Raw genomic sequence first — 22777 nt, forward strand, 5'->3', positions numbered from 1 at the left:
TTTCTTTTTGATTAGGTATGTAACCCGCACTCCCGGTTTTCCAAAACCTTGGTGGGATCAAAGTATTTATGTTCGTTTGGCAATTGGTACTCGGATAGATATCCATCCAATTGCGTATCACTCCAATAGAAAAATGGGCTTACTTTTAGGACGCCATCGCTACCCAAACTCAAAATATCCAGGGAATCACGGTGCGCCGTTTGTCCTTTCCTTAAATTGGTAAACCAAACATCGGGGCTATGCTCCGCCATAGCCCTTTTAAAGGGTTCCAACTTTACCTGCTCCGTAAATGTTTTGTGCAGTGGGTCATCGATTTCGGGAATTCCCATAACCGCATTTCTATGGGCAACCGTTTGTTGTGGCACGTACAATTCAATGTTCAGGCCCAGCCTTGAGATCAGCTCCTCTGCATGCCTGTAGGTCTGCGGTGTATTATAGCCAGTATCACACCAAATCACGGGAATGTTGGGGTCCACATCGGTAACCGCATGTAAAATGGCCACTTCATAGGGACGAAAATTGGTAGTCACCACGGGCTTGGTTCCGTGTTGAATGGCCCAGGCAATGATTTCCTGTGGCGGAATTCCCTTTAACTGGGCGTTCCATTTTGGCAATTGATCTTCTGACATAACCTTATTATTTACCCCAACTTATCGTATTCCAAATTCGTTCGTGAAAAAAGTAAAGCACCATTTTGGTAACCAATTCCACCACTCCAATGGAGAAGGCCAAGGTTAACGTACCTGTAATGACCCAAGAAATAATAATGGTGTCCAAGGTGCCTATAGCTCTCCAGCTAATGGATTTTACAATACTGCGCTTTGGACTTTCGGAGTTCTTGTCCTTTTTAAAGGAAGCTTTCTCTTTTTTGTTTGAAATTATAAGTTGGTCTGCTATCATTTTATTATCCTATAGATTTAGTAGGAAATACAAACATAGCCCTTTTCCCAATCCGATTCGTTAAATAGAAGATAAATTTTTAATCTACCCTATAGTTTTTATAGATTATTAGTCAAACAATGAAAATATTTGAATATTGACAACGATTGTTACGATTTAGTAGGAATTAAATCGGCCAATGTTGTATTTCGGTATACTTCGAGATTGGCATCCCGGACCTTAAGCATTAAATCATGGACGGAGCACTGTTTTTCATCCGGACAGTCATCACATTTCTCATAGAAGTTCAGACTTACGCAGGGTACCATGGCAATGGGTCCTTCCAAAATGCGCATTACAGCGGTCATGGGAATGTCCTTTGGTTCTTTGATCAAATAATAGCCTCCCCCCTTACCTTTTTTGGAACCCAAAAATCCATTTCTACGCAAGGTGAGCAGAATACTTTCCAGGAACTTTTGGGAAATATTCTCACTTTCGGCAATTTCGGCAATCTGAATGGGATCCTGACTATCCCTTGAAGCCAAAAAGGTAAGTGCTTTTAAACCGTATTTCGTTTTTTTAGAGAGCATTGGAACGAATATAGGGGAAAAAGGGCAGATTTAGTAGGCAAGGAATGGTTCGGAACGTCCCTAAATCACTATTTATCAAAAAGAACGGTACCGAAAACCATGGTGTGGCAACATCCAAAAAACGTTTCATCATCGCTCGTATCCCCATTTTGTGGAAAACCTATCGTTAAAAGCGCTGGTGCCATTGAGAGGACACCGGTAGCGATGCCCTCCAAAAAAGTTTTAATTTTAACAATACAGGGGACGGATATATTCAATCCCACTGCATCTCAATTAATTAACCTCAATCGGGAAAATCCAAATGGAAATCAAAACCTTAAGCGGGACGGATAACAAAGAAATTCTAAAAGCGTTCAATGACTCATTTTCTGACTATTTCATTCCGTTTAAGCTAACTGAGGAACAATTAGCCTCAAAAATGTTAGCGGATAAAACCGACCTTGGACTTTCTGTCGGCGCCTTTGAAAATGGAAAACTGATTGCCTTTGTTTTACACGGATTTGATATCATCACCAATCAAAAAGTGGTATATAATGGAGGAACTGGAGTAATCCCGGAAAAGAGGGGGGCTGGGCTGACCAAACAAATGTATTTTTTTATTCTACCTCTTTTAAAAGGAAAAGGAATCCATAGACTTTTGCTGGAAGTCATTGCTGAAAACGTCCAGGCCATAAAATCCTATAAAAAATCCGGTTTCAAAATTAAAAGGGAATTGGTATGCTATAAAGGAGAGGTTAGCATAAAAAACACCACTAAAAATGTAGTGTTCAAAAATTTGCAAAGCTATGACTGGGATTTGATGAAATCCTTTTGGGATGTTTTTCCCACTTGGCAAAATTCAAGCCATGTACTGGATGAATTAATGACCAGCACCGTTTCCTTGGGCGCCTATTTTGAAAATCGGTTGGTCGGTTATGTGATTTACAATCCAACGACCCAAAGAATACAGCAAATCGCTATTGATAGGGATTTTAGAAAAAAAGGAATGGCGTCCACCCTCATTTTTGAATTGACAAAAAAATATGGAAATACGTTTTCGGTCATTAATGTGGATAAAAGGTCGAAAGGCATAAACGATTTTTTCCATAAGATGGGATTTCAAAAAAATCTTGAACAATTGGAAATGGAACTGGAACTGGACAAAATTACAGCCGCCAAGGTATAGCCATGTATGGTGTTCGACTAGCCCAATTCAACGATTTCATCATAGTTTCACAACAATAAAAGCGCCAAGTTTATCAATTTGAGTCAGCGACAAACCACTAATTAGCACCTTGAAGCATCCATTTAAGGAAATTCCGCGTCTATTCCGGTAGACACTAAAATTGGAAAAATGGCTAAATCCAAAATTGCCAAGGCATCCACTGTATTTGGTTGCACCCTTCTAATGGGTATGGCGCTATTTCACGGAAGTGGACTTCATTACGTCAACGATTTAATGCGGCAGTCCAACTCCAAACCTTTTTTAATTGAAATTTTTCCCGTTTTATTTGCCCATCCATCCATACACCTTTTGGGACTGGCTGGATTAGGGCTATTGACGCTTTTTATGAAACATGAAATTAAAAAGGTATTGTTTTTTACTTCCCTCCTCGTATGTATCGATTCCCTGCTAGCATTCTATTTGGGTGCTGTCATTCCCGGGGTTCTACTGGTTTTCTCCACCCTCTCTTTGGTGCTGGGTGCAATCAAAACAGGAAAATAAAAGGGAATAGCCCACAGTTTTATCGTATGCTATCATTTCATTTCCTCCAATGCCTGCTTAACATCTGCGATAATATCGTCAATATGTTCCAACCCGACCGAAACGCGTACCATGCCATCGGTAATCCCGACCCTTGAACGCTCTTCTTCCGAAAGCTTGCTGTGGGTGGTCGATGCGGGATGGGTAACGATACTTCTGGAATCCCCCAAATTGGCAGAAAGGGATAATAATTTAATGGAATCAAAGAACTTACGACCGGCTTCCAGTCCGCCCTTCACTTCAAAAGCCACGACGCACCCTCCTGCCTTCATCTGTTTTTTGGCCATTTCATAATTTGGATGTGATTTCAGAAACGGATATTTCACCCAATTGATTTTACCATGTCCCTCCAGGAATTGGGCCAATTGCAGTGCATTTTTACAATGCCTTTCCACTCGTATTGCCAAAGTCTCCAAGCTCTTTGAAAGCACCCAGGCATTAAACGGGGACAGGGCGGGACCCGTGATCCGGGAGAAACGATATATCTTTTCCACCAATGCACTGTTCCCTACCGTAATTCCGGCCAAGACCCTTCCCTGACCATCCATAAGTTTGGTTCCCGAATGAATCACCAAATCCGCTCCGAACTGTATCGGTTGTTGCAAATAGGGGGATGCGAAGCAATTATCAACAATAAAGATCAGGTTATGTTTTTTGGCTACTTGACCTATAAATTCCAAATCAAGCACATCCACTCCAGGGTTGGTAGGGGATTCGGCATAGATTATCTTCGTATTTAGCTGGATTTTGGACTCCAACCCTTCTAAATCGTCGACCTCAAAAAATGAGGTCTTTATATTCCACTTCGGAAAAAAGTTGGTGTACAAGCTGTGGGTAGAGCCAAAAACACTTCGGGCACTTAAAATGTGGTCCCCGCTGTCCAAAAGTGCTGCAAAAGTGGAGAATACGGCTGCCATTCCAGATGCAAAGGCAAAACCCGCTTCCGCACCTTCCATCCGGCATATCTTTTCAACAAATTCGGAAGTGTTGGGATTGGAATACCGCGAATAAATATTGCGTTCCTTTTCCTCTGCAAAAGACGCCCGCATATCTTCGGCATCTTCAAACACATAACTGGAAGTCAAAAACATAGGGGAAGAGTGCTCCAAATATTGGGTCCTATCCAATTGGTTCCTGATGGCGTTGGTTTCGAAACGCTGGTTATTCGTTGTTGGTTGTTGGTTGTCCTTTTTTTTCATAATTCACTCTACCCCATTCGCTTTATGCTATTCGTTTTTCACACAATGCCATTCTAAATTCGTATTTCCAAAATCTATATTCCTACAATTTCTCTGCTATTCTTAAAATATCCCCAAATACCCCTCTTGCCGTTACCGCAGCACCTGCTCCCGCCCCTTGTATGACCAAAGGTTTATCGCCATAAGATTCGGTATAGATTTCAATGATGGAGTCCGAACCTTTGACCTGCCCAAGGGAACTACTTTTAGGAACTGAAACCAGCTTCACTTCCAAAATGCCCTTTTCCTGTTGTAAATCGCCATGCAAATCCCCAATGTATCGCAATACATGATCCGGTTTCTGTTGCAATTTGATTTCCTGAAATTTTGAATCCAAAATGGACACCTTCGAGATGAACTCTTCCTTTTCTATTTGTTCCAATTCCTTAGGAATCAAATTTTCTATGGAAATATCCGTAAACTCATTGTGCAAATCAAGCTCCCGTGCCAGAATGAGAAGTTTTCGTCCCACGTCATTACCTGACAAATCCTCCCTTGGGTCCGGTTCGGTATATCCTTTTTCCATAGCTTCAATGACTATCCTGGAAAAAGGCTTGTCCAAGTCTGAAAAACTGTTGAAAATATAACTTAATGATCCTGAGAACACTCCCTTAATACGGGTAATGTTTTCTCCTGAAAGATGTAACAACTGTATGGTGTCAATTAAGGGTAGGCCGGCCCCTACATTGGTTTCGTACAAATATTGCTTTTGATTTTCCCCTAGGGCATGGCGCACCTTACCGTAAAAATCAAAGTCCAAAGTATTGGCTATTTTATTGGAAGATACCAAATCAAAGCCTTCTTTGATCAATACCTCATAATTTTGGACAAAATCAATGCTTGCCGTATTATCCACGGCAATAAGGTTTTCCAGGTGGTGTTTTGAAGCATAGTCGATAATATCCGTAATTAGATAGGGTTCCCCTTGTTCCTTCAATTGTTTCTTCCAGTTCCCGGAAATCCCCTCAACCCTTAAAAGTACTTCACGGGAATTGGCAATACCCACCAAAACCAACTCAATGCCTTTGCGCCCTTCAATTTTCTTGGCGGATCGTAAGATTTGATCAACCAAGGTACCCCCAACCGTACCATGTCCGAAAATGAACAGATTAATGCGTTTGTTCACACCAAACAATTGTCCATGCATCACGTTTACGGCCTTGGTCAAATCTTCCTTTTTGACCACCAAGCTCACATTCTTCCCAGAAACCGTATTATTGAACAACAAGGGCACAACCTTGTTCTTCACCAAAGCATTGAAGGGTCTATGGAACGAGCTTAGGTCCTGACCCACAGCAGAAATGACCGCGACATCCTTGCGCACCGAAATGGAGTTGACATCCTTACTGGTATAATCGGTCTGAAATTCATCCTGTAGGGCCTTTTTGGCATCCTCCGCCCTATTGGAATCCACCACAAGGCCGATACCACGTTCCGAAGAACCTTGGGAAATAATTCCCACATTGATATTCCTTTTCTCCAATGCACTAAAAATACGGGCATCCACCCCAACCTTGCCCAAAAGCCCCCTACCTTCCAAATTTATCAAAGAGACATCCTCCAAAACCGAAAGTGAGGTAATACCATCTTTCTCGCTTTTGGAACTGATCAGGGTTCCGGTGGTATCTGGATTGAACGTATTTAAAATCCGAAGTGGGATGTTTTTTTCAATCAATGGGATAATAGTCTTGGCATGCAGGACCTTGGCGCCAAAATTGGCCAACTCATTGGCCTCTCCGTAGGACAGGTTTTCAATGATCTTTGCTTCCCTGACCAAGTCGGGATTGGCCGTGTAGATACCATCTACATGGGTATAGTTGAGGAGCTCCTCCGCATCCAGGTAATTGGCCAATAAAGCGGCGGTATAATTGCTGCCATTTCTACCCAAAGTAGTGGTTTCCCCCCGTTTATTGGCTGCTATGAACCCGGTGATGATGGGCAGATCACCATTTGAAAAGTCAACAAAACGTGCCAGTACTTTGGCCTTTGATCCATTTTCATTGATTCTTGCATCGCCAAAAGTGCTATCGGTAACCAAAAGTTCACGCGAGTCCACAAAATGTGTTGACAATCCTTGTTCCCCCAATAACTTCGCCACCAATTTTACCGAAAATACCTCGCCAAAGGCCAGGACCTCATCTTTGGTCTTCAAACTATAATCCCCAATAAGGGAAACTCCCTCCAATATTTTTGTGAGCCTTTCAGTTTCATGGGAAAAATCAATTTGAAATCCTTCGGTTTGATACGCAAACAATTGTGCCAAGGTCGATTTGAAATCCTTGCCTTTTGCAGCCAGATCAAGGACCTCCTCCAACTTATCGGTAGTACGTTCACGGGCCGAAAGCACCACCGCCAAACGTTCCCCTTTCAAAGCCCGTTTTTCTATGATTTGAAGTACGGTTTTAAGGCCATTACCATTGCTAAGGGATTTTCCCCCAAACTTAAGGACCTTAAATGGTTTATCATTTTCCGAGGGAAAAACCGCTTTTAAAAGGTTTTCCAGTTGTTTGAACTCAATCAAAAAGGCATCATGTCCATGCAGGGATTGCACCTCACCATAAGTAACATTGGAATTGGTCTGGGCAATTCTGCGGTAGGTTTCCTTATTTTCCTCGGCAGTGAAGAACAAATCGGAATTTACCCCAACAATATGGATTTTAATGGCACTGTTTTGCAGGGCTTCAAAATCCCCATCCCCATTTCGGGTAATATCAATGGTCTTTAGCAATTGGTTCATCAGGCGGTAGGCCGACAGTTGAAAGCGTTCCTGCAACTTTTTCCCATGGTGCATCAACCAACTCTCTACATTAAAAACGTTCAGTTCCTCATTTGTACTTCGTTGAAAACGTTCCTTAAAGGATTCCGGTGTACGGTAACACAGCATGGCATGCATTCGGGCATCATGGACGGGCTGACTCGAGTTTTTTAAAATCTGTTCCTGAATCTGACAATTGGCGATCAGCCAATCCGTGGACTTCCAATCAGAGGCCACGGGAATTAAATGTTTGGTCAAATTGGGATTCAGTGCAGCCATTTCCCAGGCAATTCCGCCCCCCAGAGATCCCCCAATGATGGCAAAAAGACGGGTAATCCTTAAGAGTTCCAGTCCTTCCAAAAAAATACGGGCCACATCTCCGGCCACAAATTCCTTATAAGCATCAATAACAAAGCCATCGTAACCATTGCCCGGAATATTAAAGGCCAAAACAGCAAACTTCTGGGTATTGATACACTTCCCATCGCCAATCAAATCCGTCCACCACCCCTTTGCTCCGGCCACATTGGAATTTCCCGTTAGGGCATGATTGACCAAAACAATAGGTGCCTTGTCCAAAGGCTGTCCAAAGACCTCATAGGACAGTTGAACATCCTGGGTATGACCACTGAGGGTAGTGAAATCCTTTATTTCCAATTTTTGGAGCATATACATCTACAAATTCAAGACTGGTAAGGCTTTTAAACCTTACGGGCCAATCATTTTTATGCAAGAATTGATTTGTCGATCGTGGCAAATGCCTGCTCTAGATCGGCCTTTAAATCATCCAAATCTTCAAGACCTACGGACAAACGAATCAAATCTTGGGATACCCCGGTACTTAACTGTTCTTTTTCGGACAATTGTTGATGGGTTGTACTGGCAGGATGTATGATCAAAGACTTGGTGTCACCGATATTGGCCAATAAGGAGAACACCTTTGTAGCATCGGTCAATTGCTTAGCCGCTTCAAAACCACCCTTTACTCCGAAAGTTACCAAACCACTCTGCCCTTTTGGCAAGTATGCATCGGCCAAATCCTTGTATTTGCTGGTCGCTAGCCCAGGATAGTTTACCCAAGCCACTTCATCCCTATCCTGTAACCATTTTGCTAAAGTCAATGCATTTTCGCTGTGCTTTTTGATACGGACGTCCAGGGTTTCCAAGCCCTGTATAATCTGGAAAGCATTGAATGGACTCAGGGCACCCCCAAAATCGCGAAGACCTTCCAAAATCAATTTAAAGGTAAATGCGGCGGCACCCAATGCCTCATGATACACCAATCCATGATAGCCGGCAGAAGGTTCCGTAAATTCTGGGAATTTGCCATTGGCCCAATCAAAGGTACCGGCATCAATTATGGCACCACCCAAAGCGGTACCATTTCCGTTGATGTATTTGGTCAAGGAATGAATAACCAGGTTTGCTCCGTGCTCAATAGGATTTAAAAGTCCTGGAGTGGCCACGGTATTATCAACAATAAACGGAACTTTAGCGGCCTTGGCCTGCGCTGATATTGCTTTTAAATCCAATACGTCCAATTTTGGATTCCCCAAAGATTCCACAAAAATAGCCCGAGTATTTTCCTGTACGGCCTTTCCAAAATTTTCTGGATCGGATGCATCCACAAATGTGGTGGTGATACCTAAACGTGGTAAGGTAACCTTTAATAGGTTAAAGGTTCCTCCGTAAAGGCTACTTGATGCAACAATATGGTCGCCAGTCCTCAACAAGGTCAATAGTCCAGTTGAAATGGCCGCTGTGCCCGAGGCAAATACCACCGCCCCTACCCCACCTTCAATAGCGGCTAAGCGCTCCTGCAAGATTTGGTTCGTTGGATTATTCAGACGGGTGTAAATAAAACCCAGTTCGGCCAAGGAAAAAAGATTGGCAGCATGATCGGTGTCCTTAAAGACATATGAAGTGGACTGAAAAATGGGTACCGCTCTTGTACCACTGGTTTGCGTGGTGTCATGCCCAGCATGCAGGGCGTTTGTGGCATTTGAAAAATTTTGATCGCTCATGGTTTTTAAATTTTTAGTTATAAAATGATTTAAAAACACGAAGCTCCCTCCTTATGAGAGTAGCAAAATCAAAAAGTTATAAGAAAGCGAACCGAATACATCGGTAGTTGTTATCCTTCCCATAAATAGTTGAAATCACTTCAACCGGTCCCAAAAACAAATTTGGAATGGGTAGAATTTAGCACCTTCTCGAAGACGAGGGTTGCTAAGGCTTCACAGGGTCCATTCCCTCCACCTTTCTTGATAACTATTCAATACGTGTTTGAACTTATTGGAACAAATATAAAGGCAGAATTTTCTAAAAACCTAATCATTTTGAAAAAATTCACAAAATCCCAGTGGATTGGTGGGACTTTGCGATTTTTAGATTTCCACATTCGTTCGAAACAATCTTTATAATAGGAGTTATCAACTCGCGACAGCAATGGTACCATCGTGGAAAACACCAATCAGGACAACCTATATAAGGTTGTGATGATTACTCCTTTTTGATTCGTTGGGCAAACGGACAATAATGGTTTCCCTTCTTTTACCTTCAAGCGAAATGGAGCTTTTAACAAATCCAAACCACTTTGTTTTTTTAAACGGATTCCCTGACCGGAAACAATGTCCTTATTGGGTATAAAATGACCCTTCGGGACATGTTCCGTTAAAACAACATAATCAAAACCATACAGCTTGTTCACCACATTTTCAACTTCGGCATTCGATAAATGTTGCAATACGTGCCTTAAAATGGCACAGTCCCCATCAGGTAAATTGTCCTTGGCCATATCCAAGCACTGGAATTTCAAATTTGGATGTTGGAACGTTTTGGTATTAAAATCAATGAGCTCGGGAACAATATCCACAGCAATATATTTCCGGACATAAGGCACTAATTCCTTTCCAACATTAAAATCGCCACAGCCCAAATCACACACCGTAATGGGTTCCTCAAAAGATTTCAGGAATTCCGTTAAAATCCCAACATAGGGATCAACCATCCTTGGATGGTGGGAACCGTGACCAGAGTAAAACCTAGATCCATTGTCCCCCCATAGCTTGGCCTCGTAGATTTGTTCCATTGCGGCCTTTGTGGGCCACGGTTTTTTAGTTCGCTTTTTGGAATCACCTTTCATAAATACCGAACGCACAACACCTTTTCATCGAAAATCAATTCGTTTAGAACTCATTTAAATTTTTTGGAATGAGTTCTTATTCCAAAACGGAAAACTCCAAATTGGAATCCGTAAATACGGTATGGGTCTGTGTTTTAAAATCGCTTTCCTCCGCTTTAAAGATATTTTCCACATAGGTCTGCGGATTTAGATCGATCAATGGAAACCAGGTACTCTGCACCTGGACTTGGAGTTGATGTCCCTTTTTGAACGTATGAAAGACATCTTGCAATTTAATATCGACAGTGGTCTTTGTATTTGGGGTAAATGGTTCCGGATGGGTAAAGCTATTTCGAAAACGTCCCCGCAACACTTCACTTCGAACCATTAAATGGTAGTTGCTCATTTTTAGATGATCCTGCATTTCCTCATTGGTTTCCGCATCAGCCGGATGTACATCAATTACCTTTACGATCCAATCGGCCGCAGTGCCCGTGGTAGCAACCTTAAGATTGGCCATAATGGGCCCAGCCAAAGTCAAGTCTTCTTCCAGCACTTTAGTTTCAAAAACCAAAACATCGGAACGTCTTGCTGCGAACCGTTGGTCATCCGTCATGTATTTTCTTGGGGTAAAGACCGATTTAATATCCTCGGAATAGGGAACTGGCTTTTTGATATCGCTAACGAACTGAATGCCCTTGGTCCCTTTAGGCTCCAAGGTCAACTCCTGATTTTCTGAAAGGAACATCGTTTTCTTTGTTATCTGCTTGGGGGGCCAGGCATCCATTTCGCTCCATTCCTTTCTGCCGGAATCGTACACATAAGCTTCCGGCAGCCCCGTTTTGCCATCGGCTTCTCCCTTTAAAAAGTGATGAAAAAACCGCGTTTCAATCTTATCCTGGTAAAACTCCGAAATGGAATCCCCAAAATAATAATTGCCCACTAAACTCCGGCCATTGCGTCTTGCCCATCGGCCATGGTCCCAGGGACCAAAAACCATAGTGTTGTACGCTCCTGTATTGTGTTTTTCAATGTTTTTGTAGGTTTCCAGAGGACCATACAAATCTTCGGCATCAAACCACCCGCCGACGATCATTGTAGCGACATGCGGTTTGGTTTTGTCCAAATGCTGTATCAATCCCCGCCGTTGCCAGAGTTTATCATAATTGGGATGTTCCTTCAATTCATTCCAAAAGAAATCATCGGTCATACCATCGGGGGCCAAGGAGGTTTGGTCTTTGATATCATACTCAAAAAAAGCGTTTAGATTTTTGAGGGGGCCTGCCTCCAGGAAAAATTCATATTGGTCTTCCGTTCCAATATCTGGAAGGGTGTACCAGGCGGTATCAATAGGCTGATCTCCATTGGGTCGTGGTGTTCCAAAAAGGGAGGTCGCCCGGAAATAACTCAACAAATAGGCACCATTATGGTGAAAATCGTCAAAAAAGAAGTCCCCAATACAGGCTTGGGGTGAAGATGCCCTTAAAGCGGGATGGGCATCTATGGTCCCATAGGTAGCATAAAACCCGGGATATGAAATGCCCCAAAGCCCAACACGCCCATTGTTGTTAGCAACATGGTTTACCAGCCACTCAATGGTATCATAGGTATCCGAGCTTTCATCGATTTGAGTACTATCCGTCTTGTTTGGAATATAGGCCCGCATATTTTCATAATGCCCTTCACTTAACCAACGCCCCCTGACATCTTGATACACCACAATATAGCCCTCCTTCATCATATTGCTATTGGGCCCTATCTGTTTTCTAAAGTTCCCTTTTCCATAAGGCCTTGAACTGTAAGGCGTTCGTTGCATGATAATGGGGTATGCTTTGGAAGTATCCTTTGGGGAGTAGATGGTGGTATGCAATTTTACCCCATCCCTCATTTCTATATCGACCTCCTGCTTGGTATAGTTATTGGCCACATAGTTTTCAGCTACTTCAAGTCCCCCCTTCTGGGTTGTTTTTTTACAGGATTGAAACGCCATTAAAAAGAAAGCTGAAACAACAAAAAGACGAATGGTCTGCTTCATGGAGTTTTTCTATTGGATTGAAATTTAAGAGCCTGTTTGGGAATTTGTCAATTGTTTTCTTATGTCCCTTTTTGCACGGCACATTGTTAAAATTTTAGCCCATAACTATGGCTATGCTTTTCCATCGCATCGGCTCGCCCATAGCTTTCGCTATGTCGTGCCTCATTCCGCACTAAAAATGGTCTATAACAATTCCAATCACAAATTCCCAAACAGGCTCTAAAACTACGAAGAATTAAGAAGGCAAAAGAATGGGACTGGCTACTTATGACCATTTCCAAGGAATTGCCCTAGTTATCCAAAGAATGACACCTTCCCGTACCTCAGCAAGTAGGGGTGCTAAAGAAATACTTCATTCTGGACAGGTTAGCTTCTCGAAACTACCGTTATGGTGAGGTTACAACCCAAAAGCGGTCTTTACCTCTTCCACTTTATCCAATTTTTCCCAGGTGAAAAGCTCCACTTCTTTTTCAATACGGCCATTGTAGGGAGACTCGAATACCTTGGTTACCGTTTTGGGTACTTTCCCAAAATGGCCATAGGCCGCAGTTTCCGAATATATAGGGTTTCGAAGCTTTAACCTGTTCTCTATGGCATAGGGTTTCATATCAAAAAGCGTGGCCACTTTCTTGGCAATCTCCCCATCACTAAGACCTACTTTTGAAGTGCCATAGCTATCAACAAAAATGGATGTGGGTTCCACTACCCCAATGGCATAACTTACCTGGACCAACAACTCATCCGCAACTCCGGCCGCCACCAAATTCTTTGCAGCATGTCTGGCCGCATAGGCGGCACTTCGATCTACCTTACTGGGGTCTTTCCCGCTAAAAGCACCTCCTCCATGCGCTCCCTTGCCCCCATAGGTATCTACCACAATTTTACGCCCAGTAAGACCTGCATCACCATGTGGGCCTCCAATGACAAATTTTCCCGTTGGATTGATGTGATAGGTAATATCATCATCAAAGAGTTGCTGGATGGTACTGGGCAATTGCGATTTAACCCTGGGAATCAAGGTTTCGATGATATCCGTCTTTATTTTGGCCAGCATGGCTTCATCTTCGTCAAAATCGTCATGCTGGGTGGAAACCACTATAGTATCAATTCGTTGTGGCACATTATCATCGGAATATTCAATGGTTACTTGGGCTTTGGCATCCGGACGTAAATAGGTAATCGTATTTCCTTCCCGCCTTAATTCGGCCAAAACCTGTAGGATTTTATGTGAAATATCCAAGGCCAAGGGCATATAATTCTCTGTTTCCTTAGTGGCATACCCAAACATCATTCCCTGATCCCCGGCACCCTGTTCCTCTTTGGTGGTCCTATCCACACCTTGATTGATATCTTGGGATTGTTCATGAATTAGGGAAATCACCCCACAGGAATCCCCACTGAATTGATATTCGCCCTTGGTATAGCCAATTTTGTTAATGACCTCCCGGGCAATGGTCTGCACATCCAAATACGTTCCGCTCTTCACTTCTCCGGCCAATACCACCTGTCCTGTTGTGACCAAAGTTTCACAAGCCACTTTACTATTACTGTCAAAGGCTAAAAAATTGTCCAATAAGGCATCGCTGATTTGGTCCGCAATTTTATCCGGATGTCCCTCACTTACGGATTCAGAGGTAAATAAATACGGCATTCAATTTAGTTTAGTGACAAGATTTGACGAATGCCCTCAAAGAAGTTTACACTGCTTTTTAGCATTTTTTATAGAGGTTGCAATCAGTCAAATCTGTCCTCATTATCGGAGGCCAAAAATATAAAATCTTTCATTGTCAGACCCGTTTTCAGAAAAAATCAAAGGGAATATTTTACACTGAGCAGAAAATATCTTGGTTGTACAAAATATTCAAAGGTGCTGATCAGGTTTTCACTAAAGGAATCTTGACGAATCGAAGCCGTGTTCAAAAGGTTCAACCCCGTAACCTTAATCTCCCAAGGACTATCTTCCCTTTCAAAATACAAAGCGGCATTCAAAAAATCGTAATAACTGCTCACCCCCCCTACCCGGTTTTTGTATTCGTTGTACTGGTAGTCAACGGTCACCGTAAAGTTTTTAAGAAAATAGCGTTGAACATTACCTCATTAATGGATGGCCTTGAAATTACCGTGGCCGATGACGGTGGACCCATTGATCCTTCACAACGTGAAAAAATCTTCGATAAATTTTATCGCATTCCCACGGGTAACCGCCATGATGTGAAAGGCTTTGGAATTGGCCTGTTCTATACCAAAAAAATTATCGAAAAGCATGGTGGCAGCATACAATTGGTGCCTACCAAAAAAAATACCGTCTTTAAAGTAACCTTATGAGTGCAACCATCAAAATCCTGCTTGCCGAAGATGAACCCGCATTGGGCATGATTATTAAGGAAAGTCTGGAAACCCGTGATTTTGAAGTATTTCTTTGCGATGACGGTGAAAAGGCCCTACAGGTCTATAAGACAAAAAAACCTGAACTTTTGGTCCTGGATGTGATGATGCCAAAATTGGACGGTTTTGCACTGGCCCAGGAAATCAGGAATTATGACAAGCAAATCCCCATCATCTTTTTGACGGCCAAATCACAAACCAAAGACGTTGTTCAGGGTTTTGTTCATGGGGGGAATGATTATTTGAAAAAGCCATTCAGTATGGAAGAGCTGATTGTGCGAATTAAGGCATTGTTGGGCCGAATGCAGCACAAAAGGTCCAAAGAGGTCATTTCAATTGGGAGGTTTCATTTCAACTATATCAAACAACTCCTACAGATTGAAAATGAAGAAATCCACCTGATCCATCGCGAGGCCGAACTACTTTATCATTTAACTGAAAAGCCCAATGAGATTTTAGATCGCTCCATTATCCTGAAACGTCTATGGGGCGATGATGACTTCTTTAATGCCCGTAGCATGGACGTGTTCATCACCAAATTACGTAAAAAGCTCAAGAAGGATGAGAACATACAGATAATCAACGTGCGCGGTTATGGATACAAATTGATTTGTTGAAACCTGAGGAATTTCAGTTCTTAATGTTCCTAAAAAAACCATTATTCGTTGTATATTGCGGGCTCCGACTTTTTAAAAATCCGCTAACAAAAATACAACCCCATGCACATTGCCGTAGCTGGAAATATAGGAGCAGGAAAAACCACATTGACCACCTTATTGGCAAAACATTACAAATGGGAAGCCCATTTTGAGGATGTGGTGGACAATCCGTATTTGGATGATTTTTATACCCAAATGGAACGTTGGAGCTTTAACCTTCAAATTTATTTTTTGAATAGCCGGTATCGGCAGATTTTAAAGATTCGGAAAAGTGGGAAAAATGTAATCCAGGATCGCACCATTTATGAGGACGCCCATATTTTCGCTCCCAACCTGCATGCCATGGGCTTGATGACCAATAGGGACTTTAACAACTACAAAAGTCTGTTTGAATTGATGGAAAGTTTGGTGCAACCACCGGATTTAATGATATACCTGCGGAGTTCCATCCCCAACCTGGTAGAGCAGATCCATACCCGGGGCAGAGAATATGAAAGCAGTATCTCCATTGATTATTTGAGCCGATTGAACGAACGCTATGAAGCGTGGATCAATACCTACGAAAAAGGCAAATTATTGGTTTTTAATGTAGATGACATCAATTTTGTGGACAATCCCGAAGATTTGGGAGAAGTCATCAACCGCATCGATGCAGAAATCCATGGGTTGTTTTAATTACATCCCACTCTCACTTCCGTGAGGTATACATCCCTTTCTGTTTAAAATTTCTCCCTAAAGTTCGAAATGACGATGGCGTATGTATTGTCATCTCGAAAGCGCAAAGCAAAGGGAAATCCCAAATTAGCCTAAACCAAACAACCACTTCCCTCATTCTTGGTTTCAAAATCCATTAGCTGCCTTTACTTTCAAGGTAGTAACTAAAATTTGATGTCATGGAAGTAAAAAAGAATAAAAAGATGCGAATAGAGAAAAATTCAGGTTTGTACTTTGTTTTGGGATTGTGTCTGGTCTTAGGGTTATCGTATGTCGCATTGGAATGGAAAACATTTGAAAATGATACCATTTACCTGGGCAAACTGGACAATCCTGATTTCTTACCTAATGAACAAGTGCCCTTTATCAAAACTCCCGAACCCATCAAACCTAAACCTATTATTGCTCCTCCGGTTATTGAAATCATTGAAGATACGGATGAAAAGGACGACACCCTATTTGAAATCCCGGAATCCGACTCTGATTTGGAAATACCGACCATTGACGACATTCCCGTAGTGGATGATATACCCAATGAGTCGGTAAGCTTTATTGTAGTAGAGGATAAACCTATATTTCCAGGTTGTGAGGACGCCTCAGATAAACATGCTTGTTTTCAGGAAATGATGCAAACACATATTCGGAGAAATTTTAAGTACCCTGAATCGGCCATTACGATGAACCAACAGGGAAAAGTCTATGTTCAATTCACCATTCAAAAAGACGGTACCGTTGATGATGTAAAACTTCGGGGGCCTTATCAAATTCTTGAGAAGGAAGCCGCTCGGATCATCTCAAAACTTCCTAAAATGACTCCGGGTAAACAACGGGGGACACCGGTAAAAGTTCCTTTTTCAGTACCCATTAATTTTGTCCTTCAATAACCTTAAAGAAGTTGGTACAAAACAAAAAAACCATCCGTAAACGGATGGTTTTTCAATGGAATTATTTGAATTAGCTAGTATTCCATGGATATATTCTTGTTATACGCCGCTATCTTTGCGTTGACCTCTTCCTTGGTAGTTCCGGTAAATTCTTCGACCACCTCACTCACTTCACCATTGATTTCAGTAGTGGTTGTAACAATTGCTTTGAACCTACCGTCTTCAGTATTGCTCATCTCTACACGAATTTGTTGCTCTTGTTGTTCTACAACCTCGGTAGGTACCCTTTCTTCATTATAGGCCATCATTTTATCCGCGCTAATGGCTATACTGGGCGCAATAACCAGTGCCACAACACTCATTAACTTCAACAAAATGTTCAACGAAGGTCCGGAAGTATCTTTAAAAGGGTCACCAACCGTATCCCCTACAACGGCAGCCTTGTGGGCATCGGAACCTTTTCGCCCTTCACCTTCAATAGTTTTTTTGGCGTTATCCCAGGCCCCACCGGCATTGGATTGGAAAATGGCCATCAATACCCCTGCGGTGGTAACACCGGCCAACAAGCCGCCCAACATTTCTGCTCCACCAATAAAGCCTACAGCCACGGGAACGGCAATGGCCAGTAACCCGGGCAACACCATTTCCTTAATGGAGGCTTGTGTGGAAATCTCCACACATTTATCATACTCCGCAACACCATCGGCGGCATCGAATATTTTTCTATCCGCATCCGAAGCTTTGGATAAATCGGAATCGTATTTGCGCATAACTTCCAAAGCAGCCTTCAATGCGGGAATGTCCCTAAATTGGCGACGTACTTCCTCAATCATCGCCATGGCAGCCCTTCCTACGGCATTCATCGATAGTGCCGAGAATACAAATGGGAGCATCCCCCCAACCAATAGTCCAGCCATTACGGTGGGCTTGGAAACATCAATTCCTTGCACATTGGCCGTTTGCATGAAGGCCGCAAACAAGGCCAAAGCCGTCAAAGCCGCCGAAGCAATGGCAAATCCTTTACCAATGGCAGCGGTAGTATTTCCAACGGCATCCAATTTATCGGTACGTTCGCGTACCTCGCTAGGCAATTCTGCCATCTCCGCTATCCCACCGGCATTGTCGGAAATAGGTCCGTAAGCATCTACCGCCAACTGAATGCCCGTATTGGCCAACATCCCAACGGCAGCAATCGCAATTCCATAAAGACCCGCAAAGTGATGCGAAACCAAAATTGCTCCTGCGATTAGGATAATGGGGAACATGGTAGACATCATACCTACCCCTAAACCGGCAATAATATTGGTAGCTGAGCCCGTTTCTGACTGACGAACAATGGAGTTCACCGGTTTTGTACCGGTTCCGGTATAATATTCCGTTACCTTACCTACGGCGAGCCCGGCGATCAATCCAGCAAGCACTGCAATAAAAACACCTAAAGAACCATATTCTATCCCATTGAAGGTCCAGCTTTCCGGCAACATGGAGGTGATGATAAAATAGCACGCCACCAACATCAACCCTGCAGAGCCAAATTCACCAATGTTCAGGGCTGTTTGTGGATTTCCCCCGTCCTTTACACGGACAAAGAAGGTACCGATAATGGACATCAAAATACCAACGGCAGCCAATACCAAGGGAAGGTATACCGCCCCAAGACCGTCAAAGGTTCCCTGGAATGCGGGAATTTGCGTAAATGCGGCACCCAATACCATGGTCCCTATGATGGACCCAACGTAAGATTCAAAAAGGTCAGCACCCATACCGGCAACATCACCTACATTATCCCCCACGTTATCCGCGATGGTAGCAGGGTTTAAAGGGTGGTCTTCCGGAATGCCTGCCTCCACTTTACCCACAAGGTCGGCACCAACATCGGCAGCCTTGGTGTAGATACCTCCGCCTACACGGGCAAACAATGCAATGGACGATGCACCCAGGGAGAACCCGGAAAGGACGTTCAATACCTCTCCAATTTCCCAACCTTGTCCGCTATATATCATGAACAACCCACTAAGACCCAATACGCCTAAACCAACAACACCAAGTCCCATTACGGCACCTCCAGCAAAAGCAACTTCCAAGGCCTTGCCCAATGAAGTCCTGGCCGCTTGTGTGGTTCTCACATTGGCTTTGGTCGCGACCTTCATTCCAATAAATCCGGCCAGGGCGGAACAAATGGCACCTACTATAAAAGAAACGGCCACCATACCATTGCTACCGGGTTCATTGCTTCCTTTGAAAAAGAGCAAAACCGCTACTGCCGCCACAAAAACACTAAGGATTTTGTATTCGGCTTTAAGAAAGGACATAGCTCCATCTGCAATGTTTTTGGCAATTTTGGCCATTTTCTCCTCGCCCACGTCTTGTTTGGAGACCCATCCGCTCCTAATAAAGACATACAATAGGCCAAGCACACCAAAGGCCGGTAAAAATGTTACGATTTGTTCCATAGTTTATTCAGTTAATTTTCAGGTTTTCTTAAGAATTTTTGATGGCTGCAAATGTAGTAAAATGACTTAGAATAAAAAAAGCCCGTTACTGGCATCAGCAACGGGCTTTTTATTTCATTTTGAAGTGCTTAAATCATAAAAGTACGCTTCATTTTATGACTGCTCTCCTGATAACGTTGAACGCATTTTTTGTAAATCTCCTTGGCTTCATCGGCCCCACTCCAGCCACCGGTATCCACTTTTTTTTCCTCCAGATCTTTATACACTTGGAAGAAATGTTCTATTTCCTTTAACCTGTGGGGATTTAAATCGCTTATATCATTGTTTTTGCTCCAGATGGGATCGTTAACCGGAACACAGATGATCTTCTCATCAGGGCCCTTTTCATCCGTCATATGGAAAACCCCAATAGGTTTTACCTCCATGACCACCATGGGAAAGGTTGGCTCGGTCCCAATGACCAGTACATCTAGGGGATCTTGGTCCAAAGCCAGTGTTTCCGGTATAAACCCATAATCCCCAGGGTACATCATCGAAGAGAACAAGGTCCTATCAAATCGAATTTTGTGCAAGGTGAAATCGTACTCATATTTGTTACGACTTCCTTTAGGTATTTCTATGAGAACATCAAAGGTTACGTTATCTTTTGCGGACATTTTTTTAGTTTTTATTGGGTAAAGGTAGTGGAACGCAGGTAATTGTACGAAATTGTTCCGCTTTAGATTATTTTAGGTTTAAAAACTGAAACCAAAAGTACCGGTAACACCAAAAGGCCTGGCATTTGGAGCATCGAGGTAATTGCCGCGGAAATTAAAATCGATTCGAAAAATCTTAAAGATATTGCCCACTCCAAAGGAATATTCCCAATACGGTTCCTTATCAGGGGCCTGAAGTGGGATATTGCTTGGAGAGCTCAATGCAATATTGGCATCGGAAATGGAACCCCAAGCACCTCTGACCCCCACAATTTCCCGAAGGTTCAATTTTCTTAGCAAGGGAATCCTGGAAAAAAGACGACCGTTAAAATTGTGCTCCAAATGCACTGTGGCATAGGTATCCGTTACAAACTCGTAAAAATCCAAATTCGGAAAAGTATTGTACAGGGAAAATAGGGTTTGATTACCAGGGATAACACTCAATAGGCCAAGCGGTACTTCCCCAAACGTTTTGCCCAACTCCACGGTACTCCGCAATCTGCCAAAACCACCCAATTGCCATGGTTGAATATAGGAAAACTGAAGCCTTTGATAATTAAAATCACTCTCCAGAAAACCTTCGGAGCCTTTGGTATAGTTCAATACCAACGTACTGTAGTTTTCATTTACGTCCCTGCGCTCCACGCCATAGCCAATGGTTCTCCTATTGGGGGTATAAATGAGCGTGGTATTGATATCAAACTGTTTTACTTCAGAGGAAATCCCGGTGGGGGAACTTGGATCGACATAATCCAAACTGAAATCCTCCGGCAAGGCAGAACTTAAGGTGCGAAAGGAACCCCCTACCCTAAAGCGAAGATTTTTTACCGGTTCCATTTCCAGGGCCAAAACGGAAAGGTTGATATTGCTCAACCGATTGTTGTTGCCCACCGTGACCAAAGCCGAGGAAGCAATACTCCTCCCCAATACGTCCGTGGTACTGGTAAGACTAATTCCCAGTTGTTCAATATCCCTTCGGTTACCTCCCGAAAGAATCAAACGATTTTTGCGATCCAACAAAAACTTACCGGAAAATCCGTGCTTGAACTTTTTATCCTCAAACCCATAGGCCATATAACCCTCCAAACGCCAGGTGTCATTTTGACCAAAAAAGGTACGGGCCCCTGCACGTAGGCGAATGCCTTCCGCGTCATTAAAACCAAAAGTGCTATAGATATCGCCAATGTCCAAATCCCATTTGTCAATCTCAATATATCCAGAACCAAGAATACTTACAATATCATAATAGGTCCTAAACTTGGGAACGGTTTTCAGGGTATCGAGCAATTTAAAAATTCCGGCCTCATCATCATTTAATTTCTCCAGTCGGGCATTTTTCCAAAAGGTACTGTCCCTGGAAAAGACCCTGGGATCATAGGGATCCGATTCCGCCTTATAAAAGTCCTTGGGTCGGTCCATATTAAATTGATAATTATCGAAAACGGTAGTACGCTTGCCGTATACCCCACGTGATGTTTCCTTTTTGGAAAAAGCAAAATCGGTGAGCATATAATCGCGTTTTAAAAGGAAAACCGAATCGTTCACGACATTGAAATCCTGTTCAATATAGATTTCCTTGACCCAATTGATATTGGCACTTTTCACCACCTCCATATTGATTTTCTTTATGGCGAAGGTGGTGTCATTTACCCAAAAATCCCCTTTAAAGGTGAGTTCATTTTTTCGGCGTGGATAGTAAATAATGTTGTAACACCATTTGTTATCGATAAATGTACTGTCCGAAAGCACATAGTTGTACACATCCACCCCGGTCTTGGACAAAGGACTTGTAAAGCTTTTATCAAAGAATTTGAGGTAATTATCATAAACGTTGTAATCCGAATACAAGTCTTCCACAAAAGCCGTAATGGCCTGGTTTCCACCAAATCCAGAGCTTTTGTTTCCCAGTACATCCTCTTTTTCCAGTCCCAAACCATTATCGCCATAGATCCTGGAAGAAACTTCATTCAAAAACATGGGCAGGTAGGTTTTCCCGGTAATCCGAGAGGTATCCAAATTCTCGAACATAAATTCCAATCCCTTGAACAACCTGCTCTTAATAAGGGCACTGTCTATGGTGTTTAGATCGAATTCGACCTTTTCGTACTTATCATATTCGTAACTCTTAAACATCCGAACCCCATTCTCACGTTTCTTGGCCCAGATTTTTTTAAGGATATCAATCGCAGGGTTATTCTTTTTGGATTGTTTTCCTACATAGATGACCACTTCATTTAACTGCTCGGTCGATTCTTGAAGTACTATCCTTAGATTTTGGTTTACACTACCCTTTAATTCCAACTCTTGGGTTTCATACCCAATAAAGGAAATAATAAGTACATCATAGTCGTTATCCGATTCAAAATAAAAACGGCCGTTATCATTGGTAATGGCACCTTCCGAAGAATTCTTGAACAACACATTGGCAAAGGCAACGGGGTCTCCAGATTCATCTACTACAATACCTCCAACTTTAGTTTGGGAATAGGAGAAGGCGATAACAAAAAAGAAAACAGTTAAAAGGAATCCTTTCATAATAAAATAGGAAACCATTACCCTGGTTCCCTGTACTATTCGTTTACTTTGATTGCGTGTAGAAGTCTATCAATAAAATGTTCCCTT

Annotated in this window: 19 protein-coding genes and 1 riboswitch; of the genes, 6 read left to right on the forward strand and 13 right to left on the reverse strand. The window is 42.7% G+C overall.

Annotation, left to right across the window (positions count from 1 at the left end):
* Positions 1-11: 11 nt before the first annotated feature.
* The 3 genes from L0P88_RS03585 to L0P88_RS03595 form a co-directional block, all read right to left on the reverse strand.
* Positions 12-629, reverse strand: coding sequence for a phosphoadenosine phosphosulfate reductase family protein (locus L0P88_RS03585; protein WP_247133262.1), 618 nt, complete (start codon positions 627-629; stop codon positions 12-14).
* Positions 630-636: 7 nt separating this feature from the next.
* Complete coding sequence (locus L0P88_RS03590; protein ID WP_247133263.1) at positions 637-900, reverse strand: DUF2061 domain-containing protein; 264 nt, start codon at positions 898-900, stop codon at positions 637-639.
* Positions 901-1049: 149 nt separating this feature from the next.
* Positions 1050-1469: an RrF2 family transcriptional regulator gene (locus L0P88_RS03595; protein WP_158778423.1), complete on the reverse strand. Its 420-nt coding sequence runs from the start codon at positions 1467-1469 to the stop codon at positions 1050-1052.
* A gap of 301 nt (positions 1470-1770) precedes the next feature.
* Between L0P88_RS03595 and L0P88_RS03600 the strand changes: the two genes are divergently transcribed.
* Entirely contained in the window at positions 1771-2634 is an 864-nt protein-coding gene (locus L0P88_RS03600; RefSeq protein WP_247133264.1) for a GNAT family N-acetyltransferase, read from the forward strand.
* Between the two features lie 168 nt (positions 2635-2802).
* Entirely contained in the window at positions 2803-3174 is a 372-nt protein-coding gene (locus L0P88_RS03605) for a hypothetical protein (RefSeq protein ID WP_247133265.1), read from the forward strand.
* Positions 3175-3206: 32 nt separating this feature from the next.
* Here L0P88_RS03605 and L0P88_RS03610 read toward each other — a convergent pair whose 3' ends face one another.
* The 7 genes from L0P88_RS03610 to L0P88_RS03640 form a co-directional block, all read right to left on the reverse strand.
* On the reverse strand, positions 3207-4412 hold the full coding sequence (locus L0P88_RS03610) for a trans-sulfuration enzyme family protein (RefSeq protein WP_247133266.1): 1206 nt from the start codon (positions 4410-4412) through the stop codon (positions 3207-3209).
* Between the two features lie 82 nt (positions 4413-4494).
* The gene (gene thrA / locus L0P88_RS03615) at positions 4495-7875 is read right to left on the reverse strand and encodes a bifunctional aspartate kinase/homoserine dehydrogenase I (RefSeq protein WP_247133267.1); all 3381 of its coding nucleotides are present in this window, start codon (positions 7873-7875) and stop codon (positions 4495-4497) included.
* A 56-nt stretch (positions 7876-7931) separates the two neighbouring features.
* Positions 7932-9230 (reverse strand): O-acetylhomoserine aminocarboxypropyltransferase/cysteine synthase family protein, encoded by a 1299-nt coding sequence (locus tag L0P88_RS03620; protein WP_247133268.1) that lies wholly within the window; start codon positions 9228-9230, stop codon positions 7932-7934.
* A 107-nt stretch (positions 9231-9337) separates the two neighbouring features.
* Positions 9338-9480, reverse strand: a riboswitch (SAM riboswitch).
* Between the two features lie 199 nt (positions 9481-9679).
* A complete protein-coding gene (locus tag L0P88_RS03625) occupies positions 9680-10297 on the reverse strand; it encodes a class I SAM-dependent methyltransferase (RefSeq protein ID WP_247133269.1) in 618 nt (205 codons plus the stop codon).
* Between the two features lie 130 nt (positions 10298-10427).
* Positions 10428-12365 carry a CocE/NonD family hydrolase gene (locus L0P88_RS03630; RefSeq protein ID WP_247133270.1) on the reverse strand — a complete coding sequence of 646 codons (1938 nt, stop codon included), beginning with the start codon at positions 12363-12365 and terminating at the stop codon, positions 10428-10430.
* Between the two features lie 397 nt (positions 12366-12762).
* Positions 12763-14016 carry a methionine adenosyltransferase gene (metK, locus tag L0P88_RS03635; RefSeq protein ID WP_247133271.1) on the reverse strand — a complete coding sequence of 418 codons (1254 nt, stop codon included), beginning with the start codon at positions 14014-14016 and terminating at the stop codon, positions 12763-12765.
* Positions 14017-14174: 158 nt separating this feature from the next.
* On the reverse strand, positions 14175-14423 hold the full coding sequence (locus tag L0P88_RS03640; RefSeq protein WP_247133272.1) for a hypothetical protein: 249 nt from the start codon (positions 14421-14423) through the stop codon (positions 14175-14177).
* A gap of 24 nt (positions 14424-14447) precedes the next feature.
* On the opposite strand from L0P88_RS03640, the gene L0P88_RS03645 reads away from it, so the two are divergent.
* The 4 genes from L0P88_RS03645 (at position 14448) to L0P88_RS03660 (ending at position 17007) form a co-directional block, all read left to right on the forward strand.
* On the forward strand, positions 14448-14690 hold the full coding sequence (locus L0P88_RS03645) for a sensor histidine kinase (protein WP_247133273.1): 243 nt from the start codon (positions 14448-14450) through the stop codon (positions 14688-14690).
* Positions 14687-15367 carry a response regulator transcription factor gene (locus L0P88_RS03650; RefSeq protein ID WP_247133274.1) on the forward strand — a complete coding sequence of 227 codons (681 nt, stop codon included), beginning with the start codon at positions 14687-14689 and terminating at the stop codon, positions 15365-15367. Before L0P88_RS03645 ends, L0P88_RS03650 begins: the two co-directional genes overlap by 4 nt.
* A gap of 102 nt (positions 15368-15469) precedes the next feature.
* A complete protein-coding gene (locus L0P88_RS03655) occupies positions 15470-16084 on the forward strand; it encodes a deoxynucleoside kinase (RefSeq protein WP_247133275.1) in 615 nt (204 codons plus the stop codon).
* Positions 16085-16302: 218 nt separating this feature from the next.
* Positions 16303-17007, forward strand: coding sequence for an energy transducer TonB (locus L0P88_RS03660; RefSeq protein WP_247133276.1), 705 nt, complete (start codon positions 16303-16305; stop codon positions 17005-17007).
* Between the two features lie 74 nt (positions 17008-17081).
* Here L0P88_RS03660 and L0P88_RS03665 read toward each other — a convergent pair whose 3' ends face one another.
* From L0P88_RS03665 to L0P88_RS03675, 3 genes are all read right to left on the reverse strand, one after another.
* Positions 17082-19460, reverse strand: a complete 2379-nt coding sequence (locus L0P88_RS03665) for a sodium-translocating pyrophosphatase (protein WP_247133277.1) — start codon at positions 19458-19460, stop codon at positions 17082-17084.
* Between the two features lie 128 nt (positions 19461-19588).
* Positions 19589-20116 carry an inorganic diphosphatase gene (locus L0P88_RS03670; protein ID WP_247133278.1) on the reverse strand — a complete coding sequence of 176 codons (528 nt, stop codon included), beginning with the start codon at positions 20114-20116 and terminating at the stop codon, positions 19589-19591.
* 78 nt (positions 20117-20194) lie between these two features.
* On the reverse strand, positions 20195-22690 hold the full coding sequence (locus L0P88_RS03675; RefSeq protein WP_247133279.1) for a DUF5686 family protein: 2496 nt from the start codon (positions 22688-22690) through the stop codon (positions 20195-20197).
* Positions 22691-22777: the final 87 nt, after the last annotated feature.

The organism is Muricauda sp. SCSIO 64092, from assembly GCF_023016285.1.
In the GTDB taxonomy this organism is placed as follows: Bacteria; Bacteroidota; Bacteroidia; order Flavobacteriales; family Flavobacteriaceae; genus Croceivirga.